Below are 21,489 nucleotides of genomic sequence, written 5' to 3' on the forward strand. Positions count from 1 at the left end.
GCCCGGTGCGATCCACGTCACCGGTATTCGACATGTGGAGAGGAGCCCTGACCCAGGGTGAGCACCAAGCCGACCACCACAGACCTCGAGTGGACCGAGCTGGACCAGCGGGCCGTCGACACCGCCCGCATCCTGGCCGCCGATGCCGTACAGAAGGTCGGCAACGGCCATCCCGGTACGGCCATGAGCCTGGCCCCGGCCGCGTACACCCTCTTCCAGAAGGTGATGCGGCACGACCCGGCGGACGCCGACTGGACCGGGCGCGACCGTTTCGTGCTGTCCGCCGGACACTCGTCCCTGACGCTGTACACGCAGCTCTACCTGGCCGGCTTCGGCCTGGAGCTGGACGACCTGAAGGCCTTCCGGACCTGGGGCTCGAAGACCCCGGGCCACCCGGAGTACGGCCACACGGTCGGCGTCGAGACGACCACCGGGCCGCTGGGCCAGGGTGTCGCCAACGCCGTGGGCATGGCCATGGCCGCCCGCTACGAGCGCGGTCTGTTCGACCCGGAGGCCGCCCCCGGCACCTCGCCGTTCGACCACTTCGTCTACTGCATCGCCGGTGACGGCTGCCTCCAGGAGGGCATCTCCGCGGAGGCGTCCTCGACGGCGGGCCACCAGAAGCTCGGCAACCTGGTCCTGCTGTGGGACGACAACCACATCTCGATCGAGGGCGACACCGAGACGGCCGTCTCCGAAGACACGATGAAGCGGTACGAGGCCTACGGCTGGCACGTCCAGCGCGTGGAGCCCAAGGAGAACGGCGACCTCGACCCCGAGGCCCTCTTCCGTGCCCTGGAGGCCGCCAAGGCCGAGACCTCGCGCCCGTCGTTCATCGCGATGCGTTCGATCATCGCCTGGCCCGCGCCGAACGCGCAGAACACCGAGGCCGCCCACGGCTCGGCGCTCGGCGACGAGGAGGTCGCGGCCACCAAGCGCGTCCTGGGCTTCGACCCCGAGAAGTCCTTCGAGGTCCCGGACGACGTCATCGGCCACACCCGCCAGGCCCTCGACCGAGGCCGTGAGGCCCGCGAGAAGTGGGAGAAGCAGTTCCAGGAGTGGCGCGCCGCCAACCCGGAGCGCGCCGCCGAGTTCGACCGTGTCGCCGCGGGCGAGCTGCCCGTCGGCTGGGAGGAGAAGCTCCCGGTCTTCGAGACCGGCAAGGGCGTCGCCACCCGTGCCGCCTCCGGCAAGGTGCTCCAGGCCCTGGGCGCGGTCATCCCGGAGCTGTGGGGCGGCTCCGCCGACCTGGCCGGCTCGAACAACACGACGATCGACAAGACGTCGTCGTTCCTCCCCGAGGGCAACCCGCTGCCGGAGGCCGACCCGTACGGCCGGACCATCCACTTCGGCATCCGTGAGCACGCCATGGCCGCGGAGATGAACGGCATCGCGCTGCACGGCAACACCCGCGTCTTCGGCGGCACCTTCCTGGTGTTCTCCGACTACATGCGCAACGCCGTCCGGCTCTCCGCGCTGATGCACCTGCCGGTGACGTACGTGTGGACGCACGACTCCATCGGCCTCGGTGAGGACGGCCCGACGCACCAGCCGGTCGAGCACCTGGCCTCGCTGCGCGCCATCCCGGGCCTGAACGTCGTCCGCCCGGCCGACGCCAACGAGACGGCGATCGCCTGGCGCGAGATCCTCCGGCGCTGGACCAAGGAGTTCGGCAAGGGCGCCCCGCACGGTCTGGCGCTCACCCGCCAGGGTGTGCCGACGTACGAGTGGAACGACGACGCCGCCCGCGGTGGCTATGTGCTGTTCGACGCCGAGGGCGGCGAGCCGCAGGTCGTGCTGATCGCCACGGGCTCCGAGGTACACCTGGCCGTCCAGGCGCGCGAGCAGCTCCAGGCCGACGGCGTCCCGGCCCGGGTCGTCTCGATGCCGTCCGTCGAATGGTTCGAGGAGCAGGACCAGGGGTACCGGGATGCGGTGCTGCCGCCTTCCGTGAAGGCACGCGTCGCGGTCGAGGCCGGGATCGGTCTGACCTGGCATCGGTACGTCGGTGACGCGGGTCGCATCGTCTCGCTGGAGCACTTCGGCGCTTCGGCCGACGGCAAGGTGCTCTTCCGCGAGTTCGGCTTCACCCCCGAGGCGGTCGCCGCGGCCGCCCGGGAATCCATCGAAGCCGCAGCACGCTGACGCCGGTACACGAACTAGTAGGAGATGCAATTCTCATGACAGACGCACTCAAGCGCCTCTCCGACGAAGGCGTCGCGATCTGGCTGGACGACCTGTCCCGCAAGCGGATCACGTCCGGCAACCTCGCCGAACTCATCGACCAGCAGCACGTGGTGGGTGTCACCACCAACCCCTCGATCTTCCAGAAGGCGATCTCGCAGGGCGACGGCTACGACGTCCAGCTGTCGGACCTGGCGGCCCGTGAAGTGACCGTCGAGGAAGCCATCCGCATGATCACGACGGCGGACGTGCGGGACGCCGCCGACATCCTGCGCCCGGTCTTCGACGCGACGCAGGGCCAGGACGGCCGGGTGTCGATCGAGGTCGACCCGCGTCTGGCGCACAACACCAAGGCGACGGTCGCCGAGGCGAAGCAGCTGGCGTGGCTGGTGGACCGGCCGAACACGCTCATCAAGATCCCGGCCACCGAGGCGGGCCTGCCGGCGATCGCCGAGGTCATCGGCCTGGGCATCAGCGTCAACGTCACGCTGATCTTCTCGCTGGAGCGCTACCGCCGGGTGATGGAGGCCTACCTCATCGGCCTGGAGAAGGCCAAGGAGCGCGGTCTGGACCTGTCGAAGATCTACTCGGTGGCGTCCTTCTTCGTGTCCCGCGTGGACACCGAGATCGACAAGCGGCTGGACGGCATCGGCACCGACGAGGCAAAGGCGCTGCGCGGCAAGGCCGCCCTCGCCAACGCCCGTCTGGCGTACGAGGCCTACGAGGAGGTCTTCTCCTCCGACCGCTGGGCGGCCCTGGACAAGGCGCAGGCCAACAGGCAGCGCCCGCTGTGGGCCTCGACGGGTGTCAAGGACCCGGCGTACAAGGACACGCTGTACGTCGACGAGCTGGTCGCGCCGGGCACGGTGAACACCATGCCGGAGGCCACCCTGGAGGCCACCGGCGACCACGGTGAGATCACCGGCAACACCATCGCGGGTACGTACGACCAGGCGCGCGCCGACCTCGCGGCTCTCGAGAAGCTCGGCATCGGCTACGACGAGGTCGTGCAGCTGCTGGAGGACGAGGGCGTCGACAAGTTCGAGGCGTCCTGGAACGACCTGCTCAAGTCGACCGAGGCGGAGCTCAAGCGCCTCGCCCCTTCGGAGGCGTAAACCTTGAACGCAGTTCATGGAGCGAATCCGCTCCGTGACGCCGCAGACCGACGGCTCCCGCGCATCGCGGGGCCGTCGGGCCTGGTGATCTTCGGCGTCACGGGCGATTTGTCCCGTAAAAAGCTGATGCCTGCCGTCTACGACCTCGCCAACCGCGGCCTCCTCCCGCCGGGTTTCTCGCTGATCGGGTTCGCCCGGCGCGAGTGGCAGGACGAGGACTTCGCCGACGAGGTGTACCAAGCCGTCAAGCAGCACGCGCGCACCCCCTTCCGTGAGGAGGTGTGGCAGCAGCTCAGCCAGGGAATGCGGTTCGTCCAGGGCGACTTCGACGACGACGAGGCGTTCGAGACCCTGAAGAAGACGATGGAGGAGCTGGACCAGGCGCAGGGCACCGGCGGCAACTTCGCTTTCTACCTCTCCGTGCCGCCCAAGTTCTTCCCCGTCGTCGTCCAGCAGCTGAAGAAGCACGGGCTGGCCGACGAGAAGGGCGACTGCTGGCGGCGCGCGGTCATCGAGAAGCCGTTCGGGCACGACCTGGCCTCCGCCAAGGACCTCAACGAGATCGTCCACGAGGTGTTCTCGCCCGACCAGGTCTTCCGCATCGACCACTACCTGGGCAAGGAAACCGTCCAGAACATCATGGCGCTGCGGTTCGCCAACACGCTCTTCGAGCCGATCTGGAACCGGTCGTACGTCGACCACGTGCAGATCACCATGGCCGAGGACATCGGCATCGGCGGCCGCGCCGGCTACTACGACGGCATCGGCGCCGCCCGTGACGTCATCCAGAACCACCTCCTCCAGCTGCTCGCGCTGACCGCGATGGAGGAGCCGGCCTCCTTCGACGCGGACGCGCTCGCGGCCGAGAAGACCAAGGTGCTGGGCGCGGTGAAGCTGCCCAAGGACCTCGGCAAGTCCACCGTGCGCGCGCAGTACGCCGCCGGGTGGCAGGGCGGTGCCAGGGCCGTCGGCTACCTGGAGGAGGACGGGATCGACCCGCAGTCGAAGACCGACACCTACGCCGCGATCAAGCTGGAGATCGACAACCGCCGCTGGGCGGGCGTCCCCTTCTACCTGCGCACCGGCAAGCGGCTCGGCCGCCGGGTCACCGAGATCGCGGTCGTCTTCCAGCGCGCCCCGCACTCCCCCTTCGACCACACGGCGACGGAGGAACTGGGGCAGAACGCTCTGGTCATCCGGGTCCAGCCGGACGAGGGAGTGACACTGCGGTTCGGCTCGAAGGTACCGGGCACCTCGATGGAGGTCCGGGACGTCTCGATGGACTTCGCGTACGGCGAGTCCTTCACCGAGTCCAGCCCCGAGGCGTACGAGCGGCTCATCCTCGACGTCCTGCTCGGTGACGCCAACCTCTTCCCGCGCACGGAGGAGGTCGAGCTGTCCTGGAGGATCCTCGACCCGATCGAGCAGTACTGGGACCGGCACGGCAAGCCCGCGCGGTACGAGTCCGGGACCTGGGGACCGGTCGAGGCGGACGAGATGCTCGCACGAGACGGACGGAGCTGGCGCCGGCCATGAAGACCGACCTTACGGACACCACATCCAGCAAGATCAACAAGGCGCTGGTGCTGGGGCGGCGCGCCATCGGGACACCGGCCATAGGCATGGTGCTCACCCTGGTCATCGTCACCGACGAGGAGAACGCCTACGACGCCCTGAAGGCGGCCAACGAGGCCTCCCGCGAGCACCCCTCGCGGACCCTGGTCGTCATCAAGCGCCCCTCCCGCTCGCCGCGTGACCGGGCCAACGCGCGCCTGGACGCCGAGGTTCGGCTGGGCGCGGACGCCTCCACCGGCGAGACGGTCGTGCTGCGGCTGTACGGCGAGGTCATCGACCACGCCCAGTCGGTCGTCCTGCCGCTGCTGCTGCCGGACGCCCCGGTGGTGGTCTGGTGGCCGGTGGCCGCGCCGACCGACCCGGCCAACGACCCGCTGGGCGCCCTCGGGCAGCGTCGCGTCACCGACTCGTACGCCTCCGAGCACCCGGTGCGCGAGCTCGCCGCCCGCGCGACGGCCTACACCCCGGGCGACACGGACCTGTCCTGGACCCGGATCACGCCGTGGCGTTCGATGCTGGCGGCGGCCCTGGACCAGGTCACGTGCGAGGTCACGTCGGCCGAGGTGGAGGGCGAGGAGTTCAACCCGAGCGTCGAGCTGCTGGCCATGTGGCTGGCGGACCGGCTGAAGATCCAGGTGAAGCGCGCGACGTCGTCCGGTCCCGGCCTGACGGCGGTACGGATGGAGACCAACTGCGGTCCCATCAAGCTGCACCGGCCGGACGCCTCGCTCGCCACGCTGTGCATCGAGGGGCAGCCGGACCGCGCGGTGGCGCTCAAGCGCCGTGAGACGTCCGAGCTGATCGCCGAGGAGCTGCGGCGACTCGACCCGGACGACACCTACGCGTCCGCGCTGCGGTACGGCGTGGAGCGGCTGGGCGCGGCGGCCCGGGCCGCCGAGGAGGGCGCGCCGAAGCCCGCCGAGGGGCCGGCCGGCGAGAAGCCCGCCGAGGAGCCCGCCGACGAGAAGCCCGCCGCGAAGGCCGCCGCGAAGAAGACCGCGGCCAAGTCGTCGGCCAAGAAGGCGGCGACCACATGAGCGCTCCCCAGCTCGTCGTCCACCGCGACAAGGAGCTGATGGCCCAGGCCGTGTCTGCCCGGCTGGTCACGACGGTCGTCGACGCGCAGGCCGCCCGGGGCTTCGCCTCGGTGGTCCTGACCGGTGGACGCAACGGCAACGGTCTGCTGGCCGCCCTGAGCTCGTCCCCCGCCCGGGACGCGATCGACTGGTCGCGCCTCGACCTGTGGTGGGGCGACGAGCGGTTCCTGCCGGAGGGGGACCCCGACCGGAACGACACCCAGGCCCGCGAGGCGCTGCTCGACAGCGTGCCGCTGAACCCGGCGCGGGTGCACACCATGCCGGTGGCGGGCGGTGCGTACGGCGACGACGCGGACGCCGCGGCCGCCGCGTACGCGAAGGAACTGGCCGCCGCCGCGGGGCCCGACGACGAGGGCCCCGTGCCGACGTTCGACGTCCTGATGCTGGGCGTCGGGCCGGACACGCACGTCGCCTCGCTCTTCCCGGAGCTCCCGGCGGTGCGGGAGGCCGAGCGCACGGTGGTGGGCGTGCACGACGCGCCCAAGCCGCCGCCGACCCGTGTCTCGCTGACCCTCCCGGCGATCCGGGCGGCACGCGAGGTGTGGCTGCTGGCTGCGGGCGAGGACAAGGCGCAGGCGGTGGCGATCGCCCTGTCGGGCGCGGGCGAGATGCAGGCCCCGGCGGCCGGCGCGTACGGCAGGTCGCGGACGCTGTGGCTGCTGGACCAGGCTGCGGCCGCGCGCCTGCCGGGGGCACTGGAGCCGCCGGCGGGCGCCTGACGGGCACTCAGGCCGTTGCGCCGGAGGCCCGGTTCACCCATGGGGTGGGCCGGGCCTCCGGCGTCGAGCGGGGTCAGAGGATGACCTGGTCCGCGTCCTTCTCCAGTGCGGCTGTCGCCGCGCGGCAGGCCCGGACGAACCGGTCGTACACCTCCGTCGTGCTGCCGGCCCGCCCCGCGCGGGTGTTGACCGAGAACATCGCCGCCCGCAGCTCGGTGGTGAGTTCCAGTTGCCCGCCCTTGGAGAGCATGGTGCGGTTGCAGGGGTTGTCCGGGTTGATACCGGCCAGGTCGCGGACCTCCGGGTCGTTGCCGTCGCGCCAGGCGATGCCCGCCTTGCCGAACTCCGCCTTCAGGAGGGTCTTGAACCGCTCGTTGAGTCCGCCGACGACCACGGCCTGCGGGTTGGCCGTCCCCGCCTGTGCCGCCGTGCAGCCGTGCAGGCTCAGGACGTTGAGGCTGCCGGCGGCCATGGACAGGGCGACGCGGTCGTCGTTGTTCTTGGCGGTGACGTGCAGTTCACGGTTGTTGGAGGAGCGCAGGCCCTCGAACATCCAGTAGTCGTGCACCCCGTACCCGTCCTGGAGCGGCGCGAGGGTGGCGGGGTGGTACCCGGCGATGCCGAGACACAGTTCGGAGGTGCCCATCTCTATGCCGCCGCCGTGCATGGCCATGATCGTGGTGCGGTTGTACGGGTATCTCTCCCCGAGGCTGGTGTCGAGGTACTCGTGCCGCTTGTAGCGGCGGGCGAACTCGGTGCCCTCCTTGCCGGCCAGCTTGGTGTAGAGGTCGGTGTTGGAGGTGTAGAGGTCGAACTCGTCGGTGGCGTAAGCCGGGGAGGCGGCCACTGCGCCCAGGAGCGGGCCGCTGACGGCTGCGGTGGCGAGGGCGGTGAGGACCGTGCGACGGCTGGCGTTTGTCATACCCTCATGATCAATGCGCTGTCCGGGCGGAGAGACCGGCGGCGCTGTGCTGTGCGTCACTCGCCCCGCGGGGCATCGCGCTCCAGGAACGGCTCCAGCAGGCCGGGGACGGCGGCCTCCGCGAAGGCCAGCACTTCGGCCCGGTCCGCGTCGTGGACGTGGTACGCGCCGGCTCCCGCCGCCGTCGTGGCGGTCAGCGTGACGAGGCCCGCCCGGCGCTGGAAGTACGACTGCCTGACCGTCCACCCGATGACGCCGCCCCGGTGGAGGGCGACGGTGGCGCGGCGGGCGGTGCCCGAGCGGGCGACCAGGTAGTCCCCGCTGATGGCGTGCCCCAGACCGCGGTACGCGTCGAGGGCGAGGAGCGCCCCGAGGGGCAGCAGCACCACGGCGCATCCCGCCGCCACCGCGAGCAGCTCGCCGCCGAGGGCGACGCCGGGGACGGCGAGGGCCAGGACGGGGAGCAGCGCGGCCCCCATCCCCCACCTCAGCCGCCGGGTGCGGGCCGCGCTGGGGTGGGCGGTGAGCGGCGCGCCGGTCGGCGCCGCGGCCTGGCGGAGGACATGTGCCGCCACGTCGTGCGCGAGGACACGGGGAACGGCGGGCAGCAGCGTCTTGTGGTCGGCGTGCCGCTCGTCCCCGGCCTCGGCGATGCCGGTGGCGACCGCGTCGACCCTCGCCGCGCCGGTCAGCCGGGCGCCCAGCGGCTCGACCAGCTCCACGCCGCGCAGGCGCCGTTCCTCGAGGGAGATCGAGCGGGTGGTGAGCAGTCCCCGCCGCACCCGCAGAGTGCCGCCGGGCTCGCGCTCCAGGCGGTAGTTCCACCACATCTCGACCCAGAGGCCGAGCGCGCCGACGACGCCCGCGAGGAGGGCGACCGCGCCGAGGGCCAGGACGGCCCACACGACGGGCGTGGCCCGGAACCGGTCGCCCACCCAGTCGATCACCTCGTCCTGGGCGCCGACCCAGTCACTGACCTGCATCACGCCGCCCACCGCCGCGCCTCCGAGCAGCGGGGCGACGAACGATACGGGGGCGTACCGGATCCAGCGGGGGTCCAGCGCGGCCAGCTCGCCGTCCCGGTGGCCGTCCGCGGCCGGTGCGGCGGGGCGGGAGAGCAGTTCGCGGCGGAGCCGTTCGCCCTCCGCCCGGCTCACCGGGTGGAGCTCCAGCGTGGAGTCGCCCCCGGTGTGCTCGCCGGTACCTATCCGGACCTTCACCAGGCCGAGGACGCGCAGCAGCGGATGGGCCGTCAGGTCCACGCTGCGGATGCGTTCGCGGGCCAGCGACCGGCGCTTGACCAGCAGCAGCCCGCTGTGGAGTTCGGCGCGCTCGGGCCCGACGCGGTAGCGGGTGCGGGTCCAGCGCACGTACTCCACCACCGCCCCGCCCAGCACGAGCACCACGGCGACGGCGAGCGGCAGGAGGACGCCGGCGCCCCGTCGCGGCCCGTCACCGGACCACGGGCCGCCGCTCAGCCCCAGCAGGACCGGTACGCAGACACCACAGGCGACCCCGGCCATGACGAGGGCGGTCACCAGGACGGCCCGCTTGTCGAGCCGCCGCCATCCCTCGGTGCCGTCCCCCGTGCCGGGGCCCTCGGTGCCACCGGAGCCACCAGAGCCACCTGGACCACCTGGACCACCGGTGCCGTCGAGGTCGTCGCCCCGGTCGCTCATGTGGCGTCCCCGGGGGTGGCCCGGGTGATCCGGGTCAGCCGCTCGGCGAGCTCCGCCGCCAGCTCGTGGTCGAGGCCCTGGATCCGGATGGCGCCCCTGGCCGACGCGGTCGTCACGGTGACCGTGGCGAGCCGGAACGCCTGCTCCAGCGGCCCGCGTACGGTGTCCACGGTCTGGATCCGGGACATCGGCGCGATACGCCACTCCTGCCAGAAGGCACCGGTGCGGACGTAGACGGCGTCGTCCGTGACCTCCCAGCGGTGGACCCGGAACCACCAGCGGGGGAAGAACGCGGCGCAGGCGAGCCCGGCCACGGCGAGGATCCCGGCGGGAACCCACAGCCAGGACCGGGCCGGCCCGAGCAGCGCGCCCAGCACGGCCAGCACGAGCACGGGTGCCCCGGTCAGCAACAGCCACTGCGTGCGCCACCAGCCGACGGCCCGCTCGTTCAGCGTGCCGGTCGGCGGCCTCAGCCGCACCACGTCCTCCCCCGTCATCGGATCACCTTCCGCGCAGCGTCCGGTACCGCTCGGCCAGCGCGGCGGTCGAGCTGTCCAGCTGCTCGCCACCCTCGCCCTCGGTCAGCACGGGTTCGATCCTCTTGGCCAGCACCTTGCCGAGTTCGACGCCCCACTGGTCGAAGGAGTCGATGTTCCAGACGGCACCCTGGACGAACACCTTGTGCTCGTACAGCGCGATCAGCTGGCCCAGCACCGAGGGCGTCAGCCCGTCCGCGAGGATCGTGGTGGTCGGGTGGTTGCCGCGGAAGGTCTTGTGCGGCACCAGCTCCTCCGCCACGCCCTCGGCGCGGACCTCGTCGGGTGTCTTGCCGAAGGCGAGCGCCTGCGTCTGGGCGAAGAAGTTGGCCATCAGCAGGTCGTGCTGGGCGACGAGACCGGGCTCCAGGTCGGTGATCGGCTCGGCGAAGCCGATGAAGTCGGCGGGAATGACCTTGGTGCCCTGGTGGATCAACTGGTAGTAGGCGTGCTGCCCGTTCGTCCCGGGCGTGCCCCAGACGACGGGGCCGGTCTGCCAGTCGACCGGGTTGCCGTCGCGGTCGACCGACTTTCCGTTGGACTCCATGTCGAGCTGCTGGAGGTACGCCGTGAACTTCGACAGGTAGTGGCTGTACGGCAGGACGGCGTGGGACTGGGCGTCGAAGAACGCCCCGTACCACACGCCCAGCAGGCCGAGCAGGAGCGGCGCGTTCTCCTCCGGCCGGGCGGTGCGGAAGTGCTCGTCGACCAGGTGGAAGCCGTCGAGCATCTCCCGGAACCGGTCCGGTCCGATGGCGATCATCAGGGAGAGGCCGATGGCGGAGTCGTAGGAGTACCGGCCGCCGACCCAGTCCCAGAACTCGAACATGTTGGCCGTGTCGATGCCGAACTGCTCGACCTTCCCGGCGTTGGTGGACAGGGCCACGAAGTGCCGGGCCACGGCGTCCTGGTCGGCCCTCAGCCCGGTGAGCAGCCAGTCGCGGGCGGAGGTGGCGTTGGTGATGGTCTCGATGGTGGTGAACGTCTTGGACGCGATGATGAAGAGCGTCTCGGCGGGGTCCAGGTCCCGGATCGCCTCGTGCAGGTCGGCGCCGTCCACGTTGGAGACGAAACGGAAGGTCAGGTCCCGGCGGGTGTACGCGCGCAGCGCGTCGTACGCCATCGCCGGACCGAGGTCGGAACCGCCGATACCGATGTTGACGATGTTCTTGATGGGCCTGCCGGTGTGGCCGGTCCACTCGCCGGAGCGGATCCGCTCCGAGAAGGCGGCCATCCTGTCGAGCACGGCGTGCACGCCCGGCACCACGTTCTCGCCGTCCACCTCGATCACGGCGTCGCGCGGGGCGCGCAGGGCCGTGTGCAGGACCGCCCGGTCCTCCGTGGTGTTGATCCTGTCCCCGCGGAACATGGCGTCCCGCAGCTCCGCCACGCCGGTCGCGGCGGCCAGCTCGCGCAGCAGCCGCAGCGTCTCGTCGGTGACCAGGTGCTTGGAGTAGTCGAGATAGAGGTCTCCGACCCGCAGCGTGTACGCGGTCCCGCGCGTCGGGTCGGCGGCGAACAGTTCCCGCAGATGCGTCTGGCCCAGCTGCTCCCGGTGCTTGCCGAGCGCCGTCCATTCGGGCATCCGGTTGAGCCTCGTGCGGCTTTCTGCATTCATCTCGGACATCAGCCCACTTTCTCCTACCTGCCTGCTTGCCCCGCTGCTCCTCCAACCTAATTGATCTGCGCCGTCGGCGAGACGACGGCGAGGCGACGGCGAGCGCGGGAAGCCGGGCACGGCCCGTGCCCCGGGCAAACAGAAGCGGGCCCTGTCGGTGGAATCCACCTACAGGGCCCTCGTCCGCTCAGATCTCGCCGCGGAGTTTCGCCAGTGCCTCGGCCAGGATCGCCTCGCCGTCCGCGTCGCTGCGCCGCTCCCGTACGTACGCGAGGTGCGTCTTGTACGGCTCGGTGCGCGGCGGGTCCGGCGGGTTGTCCCGGTCCTGGCCGGCCGGGAACCCGCACCGCGGGCAGTCCCAGGTGTCGGGGACCTGCGCGTCACTCGCGAAGCTCGGCTGCGTCTCGTGCCCGTTCGAGCACCAGAAGGAGATGCGGAGTCGCGGCGCGGACTCGCCCCGCTCGGCCTCCCCCATCGGCCCCGCGCCGACCCGGCTTCCCCGGATCGCGTTGCCACTTGCCACGGTTGTAACTCCCTGCGTGATGGTGCTCGAAGATGCCCCAGTCTACGTAAGGCCCAACGCGCGTCCAGTGATTGGAGTTACACCCCTCCCCGGGACGCGGAACCGAGACGTCAGTTGTCCAGCTTGATCAGGAGAGCAAGTACGACAATGCACGCGAACCACAGCAGACCGACGACCACGGTGATGCGGTCCAGGTTGCGCTCGGCGACCGAGGAGCCACCGACGGACGACTGCATACCGCCACCGAACATGTCGGAGAGGCCGCCGCCCTTTCCCTTGTGCATCAGCACCAGCAGCATCAGCAGCGCGCTGAAGACGATGAGGGCGATCGAGAACCCCATAACCACGGCTGGACCCTACTTCCTGGCAATTCTCGGACTACACGGACTTCGGACGTCTAAGGGCGACGGGGGCCCAGGCTCCGATGAAGAGCCTCGGCCCCCGCAAGGGTACGACGATTCCGCCCTACCGCATACTCGCACCTACCGGTTCACTCCCGGGGCGCGCGAAGCCCGTGCCGGCAGTCGAGCGTGCTCGGTCGCTCGTGCCTCGCGACCTCCGCGCGTTCTCCTTTTCGACCCGGGCCGCGCCCCGTCGGCTCACTGGTCGCGGAACCGGACGATCTTGACGAACTCGTCCGCGTCCAGTGCGGCCCCGCCCACGAGGGCGCCGTCCACGTCGGGCTGCGCCATGATCGCAGCCACGTTCGAGGACTTCACGGAGCCGCCGTACTGGATGCGGACCTTGTCGGCCAGCTCTGCCGAGTACAGCTCGGCGAGCCGGCCGCGGATCGCCCCGCAGACCTCCTGCGCGTCCTCGGGGGTGGCGACCTCGCCGGTGCCGATGGCCCACACCGGCTCGTAGGCGATCACGATGGTCTCGGCCTGCTCGGCCGGGATGTCCTTCAGGCCGCCGTCGAGCTGGGCGAGCGTGTAGGAGACCTGGTCGCCGGCCTTGCGGATGTCGAGACCCTCGCCGACGCAGAGGATCGGCACCAGGCCGTTGCGGAAGGCCGCCTTCACCTTGACGTTGCAGACCTCGTCCGTCTCGGCGTGGTACTGCCGGCGCTCGGAGTGGCCGACGGCGACGTAGGCGCACTTCAGCTTGGAGAGCATCACGCCGGAGATCTCGCCGGTGTAGGCGCCGGAGTCGTGCGCCGAGATGTCCTGGGCGCCGTACTTGATCTTCAGCTTGTCGCCGTCGACCAGGGTCTGCACGGACCGCAGGTCGGTGAAGGGCGCGAGGACGGCGACCTCTACGGCGTCGTAGTCCTTGTCGGAGAGGGCGAAGGCGAGCTTCTGGACGTGGGCGATGGCCTCGAGGTGGTTGAGGTTCATCTTCCAGTTGCCCGCCATCAGCGGGGTACGGGCGGTCATTGAGGGTCAGTCCTCCAGTGCGGCGAGGCCGGGAAGCGTCTTGCCTTCGAGGTACTCGAGGCTCGCGCCGCCGCCGGTCGAGATGTGGCCGAATGCGTCCTCGTCGAAGCCCAGGGTCCGCACGGCCGCGGCGGAGTCGCCACCGCCGACGACCGTGAAGGCCGGGGAGTCGACGAGCGCCTGGGCGACGGCCTTGGTGCCCTCGGCGTAGTCGGGGTGCTCGAAGACGCCCATGGGGCCGTTCCAGAAGACGGTGGCCGCGTCGGCGAGCTTCGATGCGTACAGCTTGCGGGTCTCGGGACCGATGTCCAGACCCTCCTGGTCGGCCGGGATGGCGTGGGACGCGACCAGCGTCGGGTTGGCCGGAGCCTTGGTCTTCAGGTCCGGGAACTCGCCCGAGACCAGCACGTCGACGGGGAGCACGAACTCCACGCCCTTCTTCTCGGCACGGGCCAGGTAGTCCAGGCACGCCGGGACCTGGTCCTCCTGGAGGAGCGAGATGCCGACCTCGTGGCCCTTGGCCTTGAGGAAGGTGTACGCCATGCCGCCGCCGATGAGGATGCGGTCGGCCTTCTCCAGCAGGTGGTCGATGACGCCCAGCTTGTCGGAGACCTTCGCGCCGCCCAGCACGACGACGTAGGGGCGCCGGACGTCGTCGGTGAGCTTCTTGAGGACGCCGACCTCGGTGGCGATCAGGTAGCCGGCGTACGAGGGCAGCAGGCGCGGCAGGTCGTACACGGAGGCGTGGCCCCGGTGCACGGCACCGAAGCCGTCACCGACGTACACGTCCGCCAGGGCGGCGAGGCGGGCGGCGAACTCGGCGCGCTCGGCGTCGTCCTTGGACGTCTCACCGGCGTTGAAGCGCAGGTTCTCCAGCACGGCGACCTGGCCGCTCTCCAGGCCGGCGACGGCGGAGTGGGCCTCGGAGCCGATGGTGTCGCCGGCGAAGGCGACGGGGCGGCCGAGCAGTTCACCGAGGCGGGAGGCGGCGAACCGGAGGGTGAAGGCGGGGTCCGGCGCGCCCTTGGGGCGGCCGAGGTGCGAGGCCACGACGACCTTGGCACCGGCTTCGGTCAGCGCCTTGACGGTGGGCAGGACGGCGCGGATGCGGCCGTCGTCGGTGATGGTGGTGCCGTCCTGCGGCACGTTGAGGTCGGCGCGGACGAATACCCGCTTGCCCTCGACCCCTTGGCGGAGAAGCTCGTCGATCGTCTTCATCTGTCCCTGTTGCTCCGTACTCCTTGGAAGTATCGACGCAAGCGTCAGGGCTCGTACAGCGCGGCGTTGCGCTGCCCGAGCCCTGCGCTCACATCGAAGTGCCTGCCCTGGTACCCAGTTGCTTAGAGCTGGTCGCCGACGAAGACGGTGAGGTCGACGAGGCGGTTGGAGTAACCCCACTCGTTGTCGTACCAGCCGACGACCTTGACCTGCTTGCCCTGGACCATCGTGAGCTGGGAGTCGAAGGTGCAGGAGGCCGGCCAGTTGACGATGTCGGAGGAGACGATCGGGTCCTCGGTGTACTCGAGGATGCCCTTCAGCTGGCCCTCGGCGGCCTTCTGGAAGGCGGTGTTGATCTCGTCCCTGGTGACCTCGCGGTCCAGCTCCAGGACCAGGTCGGTGACCGAGCCGGTCGGGACCGGGACGCGCATGGCGATGCCGTCCAGCTTGCCCTTCAGCTGCGGGAGGACCAGGGCGGTGGCCTTCGCGGCACCCGTCGAGGTCGGAATGATGTTCTCCGCGGCGGCGCGGGCGCGGCGGAGGTCCTTGTGCGGGAAGTCCAGGATGCGCTGGTCGTTGGTGTACGCGTGGACCGTGGTCATCATGCCCTTGACGATGCCGAAGTTCTCGTCGAGAACCTTGGCCATCGGCGCCACACAGTTGGTGGTGCAGGAGGCGTTGGAGATGACGTGGTGGTTGGCCGCGTCGTACTTGTCCTGGTTGACACCCATGACGATGGTGATGTCCTCGTCGGTGGCCGGAGCCGAGATGAGGACCTTCTTCGCGCCACCGGCGATGTGCTTCTCGGCGTCGGCCTTCTTCGTGAAGATGCCGGTCGACTCGATGACGATGTCGACGCCCAGCTCACCCCACGGGATGTCGGCCGGGTTGCGCTCGGAGAGCACCTTGATGGTGTGGCCGTCGACCGTGATGGTGTCGGCGGTGTGGGTCACCTCGGCCTTGAGGCGGCCCATGATGGTGTCGTACTTCAGCAGGTGGGCCGTGGTCGCAGTGTCACCCAGGTCGTTGACAGCCACGATCTCGATGTCTGCACCCTGCTCCAGCAGCGCGCGGAAGTAGTTACGACCGATGCGGCCAAAGCCGTTGATGCCTACGCGGATCGTCACGAACCGATCTCCTCGTTAGGTACGCCGGGTTTCGACGCCGGCGAGTTTCATTAGGGATGTCCCCGACCGCTTACGACCCTACCTCTCCATAGGCGGCGGAGTGACATCGAGCGCGCCCGGACGCGCCCGGTGCACCACGGCCCCTGTCCTACTGGACAGTACGGTCCACCGGGGCGTTCGCCCGGCTACCAAGCGTCAGCGTGGAGCGCTCGTTGGTGCGGGGGTGCGCTCGTCGGCGGCGGAGTGCCGCGAGCGCCGCGCCGGGCAGTCGCGAGCCCGGCGGGGGGGGAGCGGTCGCGGTCGGGGCCACGCCGCCGCCGGGGACGGTCCTGCCGTCGCGGTCGCCGCCGGGCAGGTGCTTGCGCCGCTCCTGGGCGAGGCCGCGCCCGGTCGCGTCATGGCCGTCGGTACCGGCGTGGAGGAGGAGCGGAACCGGCTCCTCGGCCGGTTCCGCGTGCCGTACGGAGAGGCTGTCGCCGCCACCGCCGGTTCCGCCGTCCCGCCGCTCCGCCCCGGCGACGGGCGCCGCCACCGGTCCGGCCACCGGCGGTGGAGCCACGGCGAGGACCGGTCTCGTTCTGCGTTCCATGCGCCTCCCCCTCGCGGTGTCCGCCACGGAAGCGGACAGGCGCCAGGCTCACGACGCTTCATGGTCATGTCAACACCGCCTCGGGGGTTTCCGGCCGGACGCCGCCGCCCCGGGCGGGGCGGCGGCGCGCGCAGCGGCGTCGGCCGACGAGGCCGGCGGGAGGGGCGTCAGCCGACGAGCCCGTCGGCCATCTCCTCCGTCAGGGTCGACTCCGTACCGGGGATGCCGAGGTCCTGGGCCCGCTTGTCGGCCATGGCCAGCAGCCGGCGGATCCGGCCCGCGACCGCGTCCTTGGTCAGCGGCGGGTCGGCGAGGGCGCCGAGCTCCTCCAGGGAGGCCTGCTTGTGCTCCATCCGCAGCCGGCCGGCCGCCGCCAGGTGTTCGGGGACCTCCTCGCCGAGGATCTCCAGGGCACGCTGCACCCGGGCGCCGGCCGCGACCGCGGCACGGGCCGAGCGGCGGAGGTTGGCGTCGTCGAAGTTGGCCAGCCGGTTGGCGGTGGCGCGGACCTCACGGCGCATCCGCCGCTCCTCCCAGGCCAGCACCGACTCGTGCGCCCCGAGCCGGGTCAGCAGCGCGCCGATCGCGTCCCCGTCCCGTACCACCACGCGGTCCACGCCCCGCACCTCGCGGGCCTTGGCGGCGATGGAGAGCCGTCGCGCCGCACCGACCAGCGCGAGCGCGGCCTCCGGACCGGGGCAGGTCACCTCCAGGGACGACGAGCGGCCCGGCTCGGTCAGCGAGCCGTGCGCCAGGAACGCACCGCGCCAGGCGGCCTCCGCGTCACAGGTGGCACCCGAGACGACCTGCGGCGGCAGACCCCGGATGGGGCGGCCCCGGCCGTCCACCAGCCCGGTCTGGCGGGCCAGCTGGTCACCGCCCGCCACCACGCGCACGACGAAGCGCGAGCCGCGCCGCAGCCCGCCCGGCGCCATCACGATCAGTTCGGAACCGTGCCCGAAGATCTCCGCGATGTCCCGCTTCAGACGGCGCGCCGCCATCGCGGTGTCCAGCTCCGCCTCGATCACGATCCGCCCGCTGACCAGGTGCAGCCCGCCGGCGAACCGCAGGATCGACGAGACCTCCGCCTTTCTGCAGCAGGTCCGGGTGACGGGAAGCCGGGAGATCTCGTCCTTCACCGCTGCCGTCATCGCCATGGGCCGATCCTTCCATGCATCCGAAAAATACGGTCGTACGCGGCGGCCAGCAGCTCCGGGTCGTGCCTCGGCGAGCCGTCCTTCCTCGCCACCGGAGCCAGCTCGACCGCGGCACCGAGCCGCTTGGCGGCATCAGAGAGGGAGGCGCGGTCGGGCACGGCGGCCTCGTCGGCCAGCACCACGTCCAGGGCGAGTTTAGGGGCGTGTCGTCCCAAAACCTCCAAATGACGCTGCGGAGAGAAGCCCTCGGTTTCTCCGGGTTGCGGCGCGAGGTTCAGCGAGAGGACCCGGCGCGCCTTGGTCTCGACGAGCGCCTCCAGCAGCTCGGGCACCAGGAGGTGCGGGATCACCGAGGAGAACCACGAACCGGGACCCAGCACCACCCAGTCCGCGTCGAGCACGGCCGCGACCGCCTCGGGCACGGCGGGCGGGTCGTTCGGCACCAGGTGCACGGACTGCACCTCGCCGGGGGTGAGCGCCACGGTCGCCTGGCCGCGGACGGTGTCCACGTCGTCCGGGCGGCCGGGGTCATGGCCCTTGACCAGTGCCTGGAGCTCCAGCGGCACGGCCGACATGGGCAGCACGCGCCCGTGCGCGCCGAGCAGCCTGCCGACCAGGTCCAGCGCCTGGACGTGGTCGCCGAGCTGCTCCCACAGGGCGACGATCAGCAGGTTGCCGACCGCGTGCTCGTGGAGGTCCCCCTGGGACTGGAACCGGTGCTGGATGACGCGGGACCACGTCTGGCCCCAGTCGTCGTCGCCGCAGAGCGCCGCCAGGGCCTTGCGCAGGTCCCCGGGCGGCAGCACACCGAGCTCCTCCCGGAGCCGGCCGCTGGACCCGCCGTCGTCGGCGACCGTGACCACGGCGGTCAGGTCACCGGTGATGCGGCGCAGCGCGGCGAGGGACGCGGACAGACCCATGCCGCCGCCGAGGGCCACGACCTTGGGCTGGGCACCGCGTCTGCGGAGCGTACGAACGGACAGCGTCGTACGCCGGCGGTACTGCTTCACTCGCGCCCCATGTCCCGGTGGACGACGACGGTCTCGACCCCTTCCGAGGCGAGCCGGGCGGCGAGCTTCTCGGACATGGCGACGGAGCGGTGCTTGCCGCCCGTGCAGCCGACCGCGATCGTCACGTACCGCTTGCCCTCGCGGCGGTAGCCGGTGGCGACCAGCTCGAGCAGTTCGGTGTACCGGTCGAGGAACTCCTTGGCGCCCGGCTGGTTGAACACGTAGCCCGACACCTCCTCGTTGAGGCCCGTGAACGGGCGCAGCTCCGGCACCCAGTGCGGGTTGGGCAGGAAGCGGCAGTCCACGACCAGGTCGGCGTCGACGGGCAGGCCGTACTTGTAGCCGAACGACATGACGGTGGCCCGCAGCTCCGGCTCCTCGTCGCCGGCGAACTGGGCGTCCATCTTGGCGCGCAGCTCGTGGACGTTGAGGCTGGAGGTGTCGATCACCAGGTCGGCGTCGCCGCGCAGCTCACGCAGCAGGTCGCGCTCGGCGGCGATGCCGTCGACGATCCGGCCGTCGCCCTGGAGCGGGTGCGGGCGGCGCACCGACTCGAAGCGGCGGACCAGGGCCTCTTCGGACGACTCCAGGAAGACGATCCGGCGGGTGACCTGCTTGGCGTCGAGGACCGCGAGCGACTCGCGGAGGCTCTCGAAGAACTGGCGGCCGCGCACGTCGACGACGACGGCGATGCGCGCCACATTGCCCTGGGAGCGGGCGCCGAGCTCCACCATGGTGGGGATCAGCGCGGGCGGCAGGTTGTCGACGACGAACCAGCCGAGGTCCTCCAGGCACTTGGCGGCGGTGCTGCGACCGGCGCCGGACATGCCGGAGATGATCACCAGCTCGGGGATGACCGCCTCGGCGGCCTCTCCGGCCTCGATCGTCGTGCCCGTACTCACGTGTGTCGCTCCGTCTTCTCGCGCTGTCGGCTCTGGTTCCGCCGTGGGGTGGTGCTCAGACATTTCCGTTTCCCCCGTCCTCGTCTTCCATGATCTCTCCTGTCGCCGTGTTCACGGCGGGGGCGGCCGGAGCCGCTTGGGCGAGGGCCACGGCCACGGCTTCGGCGGTCTTCCGGCCGAACCCCGGCACCTCGCAGATCTGCTCGATGGTCGCCTGCCTCAGCCGTTTCACCGAGCCGAAGTACTTGATCAGCGCCTGCTTGCGGGCGTCGCCCAGACCGGGGACGGCGTCCAGCGGGCTGGTCCGTATCCGCTTGTGGCGCTTGGTGCGCTGGTACCGGATGGCGAAGTCGTGCGCCGTGTCACGGACCCGCTGGAGGAGGTAGAGGCCCTCGCTGGAGCGGGGCAGCACGACCGGGTCGTCGTCGCCGGGCAGCCAGACCTCCTCCAGGCGCTTGGCGAGGCCGCAGACGGCCACGTCGTCGATGCCGAGCTCGTCGAGGGCCCGCTGGGCGGCGGCCACCTGCGGCTGTCCGCCGTCGACCACGACGAGCTGCGGCGGGTACGCGAACTTCCTCGGCCGGCCGTCGTCCTCCGGCGCCTCCGCCGGGACCTCGCCGTCGGCCCCCTCCAGGGCCCACTCGCCGGTCTTCTCCTTCTCCGCGAGGTACCGCTTGAAGCGGCGGGTGATCACCTCGTGCATGGAGCGGACGTCGTCCTGGCCCTCGAAGCCCTTGATCTGGAAACGGCGGTACTCGCTCTTGCGGGGCAGGCCGTCCTCGAAGACGACCATGGACGCGACCACGTCCTCGCCCTGGAGGTGCGAGATGTCGAAGCACTCGATGCGCAGCGGCGCCGTCTCCAGGTCCAGTGCCCCGGCGATCTCCTCCAGGGCGCGCGAGCGGGTGGTGAGGTCGCTGGCGCGCTTGGTCTTGTGCAGGACGAGGGACTGCTGGGCGTTGCGGCCGACGGTCTCCATCAGCGCCTTCTTGTCGCCGCGCTGCGGGATCCGCAGGGACACCTGGGCGCCGCGGCGGCCGGACAGCCACTGGGTGACGGCGTCCACGTCCTCGGGCAGGGCCGGGACGAGGACCTCCTTGGGGACGGCGTCGCCGCTCTCCTCGCCGTACAACTGCTGGAGCGCGTGCTCGACGAGGCCCGCGGTGTCGACGGCCTCCACCTTGTCGGTGACCCAGCCTCGCTGGCCCCGGACCCGGCCGCCGCGGACGTGGAAGATCTGCACCGCCGCCTCCAGCTCGTCCTCGGCTACGGCGATCAGGTCGGCGTCGGTGGCGTCGGCGAGGACGACGGCGCTCTTCTCCATGGCCCGCCTGAGGGCCTCTATGTCGTCGCGGAGCCGGGCGGCCTTCTCGTACTCCATGTCCTCGGCCGCCAGCGTCATGTCCTTCTCCAGGCGGCGGATGTAGGTGCCCGTGCGACCGGCCATGAAGTCGCAGAACTCCTCGGCCAGCTCCCGGTGTTCCTGCGGGTCGACCCGGCCGACGCACGGCGCCGAGCACTTGCCGATGTACCCGAGGAGGCAGGGCCGGCCGGTGCGCGCGGCGTTCTTGAACACGCCGGCGGAGCACGTCCGCACGGGGAAGACGCGCAGCAGCAGGTCGACCGTGTCGCGGATGGCCCAGGCGTGGCTGTACGGGCCGAAGTACCGCACGCCCTTCTTCTTCTGGCCGCGCATGACCTGGACGCGCGGGAAGTCCTCGTTGAGGGTGACGGCCAGGTAGGGGTAGCTCTTGTCGTCGCGGTACTTGACGTTGAACCGGGGATCGAACTCCTTGATCCAGGAGTACTCCAGCTGGAGCGCCTCGACTTCGGTGGAGACGACCGTCCACTCGACGGAGGCGGCCGTCGTGACCATGGTGCGTGTGCGCGGGTGCAGGCCCGCCAGGTCCTGGAAGTAGCTGGCGAGCCGCTGGCGCAGGGACTTCGCCTTCCCGACGTAGATCACCCGGCGGTGCTCGTCGCGGAACTTGTAGACCCCCGGCGAGTCGGGGATCTGTCCCGGCTTGGGGCGGTAGCTGGAGGGGTCTGCCATGCCTCACACCCTACTGGCGTCCACTGACACCACGGGTGTCACCGCGGGGAGGCCGGAGGAGACGTCCGCGGAGCGCCTCCGGTGGGGAC

The 21,489-nt window shown here is 71.1% G+C and carries 19 protein-coding genes; 5 read left to right on the top strand and 14 right to left on the bottom strand.

Going from position 1 to position 21,489, the window contains the following annotated elements:
* Nucleotides 1-57 precede the first annotated feature (57 nt).
* The 5 genes from tkt to pgl are packed head-to-tail and all read left to right on the top strand — an operon-like array spanning nt 58 to nt 6,690.
* Nucleotides 58-2,145 (top strand): transketolase, encoded by a 2,088-nt coding sequence (gene tkt, locus ABD347_RS23890; RefSeq protein ID WP_344364808.1) that lies wholly within the window; start codon nt 58-60, stop codon nt 2,143-2,145.
* Nucleotides 2,146-2,180: 35 nt separating this feature from the next.
* Nucleotides 2,181-3,299: a transaldolase gene (gene tal / locus ABD347_RS23895; RefSeq protein ID WP_344364810.1), complete on the top strand. Its 1,119-nt coding sequence runs from the start codon at nt 2,181-2,183 to the stop codon at nt 3,297-3,299.
* A gap of 3 nt (nt 3,300-3,302) precedes the next feature.
* Complete coding sequence (zwf, locus tag ABD347_RS23900; RefSeq protein ID WP_344364813.1) at nt 3,303-4,835, top strand: glucose-6-phosphate dehydrogenase; 1,533 nt, start codon at nt 3,303-3,305, stop codon at nt 4,833-4,835.
* On the top strand, nt 4,832-5,911 hold the full coding sequence (opcA, locus tag ABD347_RS23905) for a glucose-6-phosphate dehydrogenase assembly protein OpcA (protein ID WP_344364816.1): 1,080 nt from the start codon (nt 4,832-4,834) through the stop codon (nt 5,909-5,911). Before zwf ends, opcA begins: the two co-directional genes overlap by 4 nt.
* Nucleotides 5,908-6,690 carry a 6-phosphogluconolactonase gene (gene pgl, locus ABD347_RS23910; protein ID WP_344364818.1) on the top strand — a complete coding sequence of 261 codons (783 nt, stop codon included), beginning with the start codon at nt 5,908-5,910 and terminating at the stop codon, nt 6,688-6,690. The genes opcA and pgl overlap by 4 nt, the downstream gene beginning before the upstream one ends.
* 73 nt (nt 6,691-6,763) lie before the next feature.
* On the opposite strand, the gene ABD347_RS23915 is transcribed toward pgl, so the two are convergent.
* From ABD347_RS23915 to uvrC, 14 genes are all read right to left on the bottom strand, one after another.
* Nucleotides 6,764-7,612: a poly-gamma-glutamate hydrolase family protein gene (locus ABD347_RS23915; protein WP_344364821.1), complete on the bottom strand. Its 849-nt coding sequence runs from the start codon at nt 7,610-7,612 to the stop codon at nt 6,764-6,766.
* Nucleotides 7,613-7,668: 56 nt separating this feature from the next.
* On the bottom strand, nt 7,669-9,135 hold the full coding sequence (locus ABD347_RS23920) for a PH domain-containing protein (RefSeq protein WP_425575753.1): 1,467 nt from the start codon (nt 9,133-9,135) through the stop codon (nt 7,669-7,671).
* Nucleotides 9,136-9,287: 152 nt separating this feature from the next.
* The gene (locus tag ABD347_RS23925) at nt 9,288-9,788 is read right to left on the bottom strand and encodes a PH domain-containing protein (protein ID WP_344364827.1); all 501 of its coding nucleotides are present in this window, start codon (nt 9,786-9,788) and stop codon (nt 9,288-9,290) included.
* A gap of 4 nt (nt 9,789-9,792) precedes the next feature.
* Entirely contained in the window at nt 9,793-11,445 is a 1,653-nt protein-coding gene (gene pgi, locus ABD347_RS23930; RefSeq protein ID WP_344365031.1) for a glucose-6-phosphate isomerase, read from the bottom strand.
* 187 nt (nt 11,446-11,632) lie between these two features.
* The gene (locus tag ABD347_RS23935; protein WP_003957010.1) at nt 11,633-11,968 is read right to left on the bottom strand and encodes an RNA polymerase-binding protein RbpA; all 336 of its coding nucleotides are present in this window, start codon (nt 11,966-11,968) and stop codon (nt 11,633-11,635) included.
* Nucleotides 11,969-12,078: 110 nt separating this feature from the next.
* Nucleotides 12,079-12,309: a preprotein translocase subunit SecG gene (gene secG, locus ABD347_RS23940; RefSeq protein ID WP_064073089.1), complete on the bottom strand. Its 231-nt coding sequence runs from the start codon at nt 12,307-12,309 to the stop codon at nt 12,079-12,081.
* 258 nt (nt 12,310-12,567) lie between these two features.
* Nucleotides 12,568-13,344 (bottom strand): triose-phosphate isomerase, encoded by a 777-nt coding sequence (gene tpiA, locus ABD347_RS23945; protein ID WP_344364830.1) that lies wholly within the window; start codon nt 13,342-13,344, stop codon nt 12,568-12,570.
* A gap of 6 nt (nt 13,345-13,350) precedes the next feature.
* On the bottom strand, nt 13,351-14,562 hold the full coding sequence (locus tag ABD347_RS23950; RefSeq protein WP_344364832.1) for a phosphoglycerate kinase: 1,212 nt from the start codon (nt 14,560-14,562) through the stop codon (nt 13,351-13,353).
* Between the two features lie 122 nt (nt 14,563-14,684).
* Nucleotides 14,685-15,689, bottom strand: a complete 1,005-nt coding sequence (gene gap, locus ABD347_RS23955; RefSeq protein ID WP_344364835.1) for a type I glyceraldehyde-3-phosphate dehydrogenase — start codon at nt 15,687-15,689, stop codon at nt 14,685-14,687.
* A gap of 148 nt (nt 15,690-15,837) precedes the next feature.
* Nucleotides 15,838-16,278, bottom strand: coding sequence for a hypothetical protein (locus ABD347_RS23960; RefSeq protein WP_344364837.1), 441 nt, complete (start codon nt 16,276-16,278; stop codon nt 15,838-15,840).
* A 167-nt stretch (nt 16,279-16,445) separates the two neighbouring features.
* A complete protein-coding gene (gene whiA, locus ABD347_RS23965; RefSeq protein WP_344364839.1) occupies nt 16,446-17,435 on the bottom strand; it encodes a DNA-binding protein WhiA in 990 nt (329 codons plus the stop codon).
* Nucleotides 17,426-18,445 carry a gluconeogenesis factor YvcK family protein gene (locus ABD347_RS23970; protein ID WP_344364841.1) on the bottom strand — a complete coding sequence of 340 codons (1,020 nt, stop codon included), beginning with the start codon at nt 18,443-18,445 and terminating at the stop codon, nt 17,426-17,428. Before ABD347_RS23970 ends, whiA begins: the two co-directional genes overlap by 10 nt.
* Nucleotides 18,442-19,410 (bottom strand): RNase adapter RapZ, encoded by a 969-nt coding sequence (rapZ, locus tag ABD347_RS23975; protein ID WP_344364842.1) that lies wholly within the window; start codon nt 19,408-19,410, stop codon nt 18,442-18,444. Before rapZ ends, ABD347_RS23970 begins: the two co-directional genes overlap by 4 nt.
* Nucleotides 19,403-21,400, bottom strand: coding sequence for an excinuclease ABC subunit UvrC (gene uvrC / locus ABD347_RS23980; protein ID WP_344364845.1), 1,998 nt, complete (start codon nt 21,398-21,400; stop codon nt 19,403-19,405). The genes rapZ and uvrC overlap by 8 nt, the downstream gene beginning before the upstream one ends.
* Nucleotides 21,401-21,489 lie beyond the last annotated feature (89 nt).

The sequence above is a fragment of the Streptomyces gobitricini genome, from assembly GCF_039532985.1.
GTDB lineage: Bacteria > Actinomycetota > Actinomycetes > Streptomycetales > Streptomycetaceae > Streptomyces > Streptomyces gobitricini.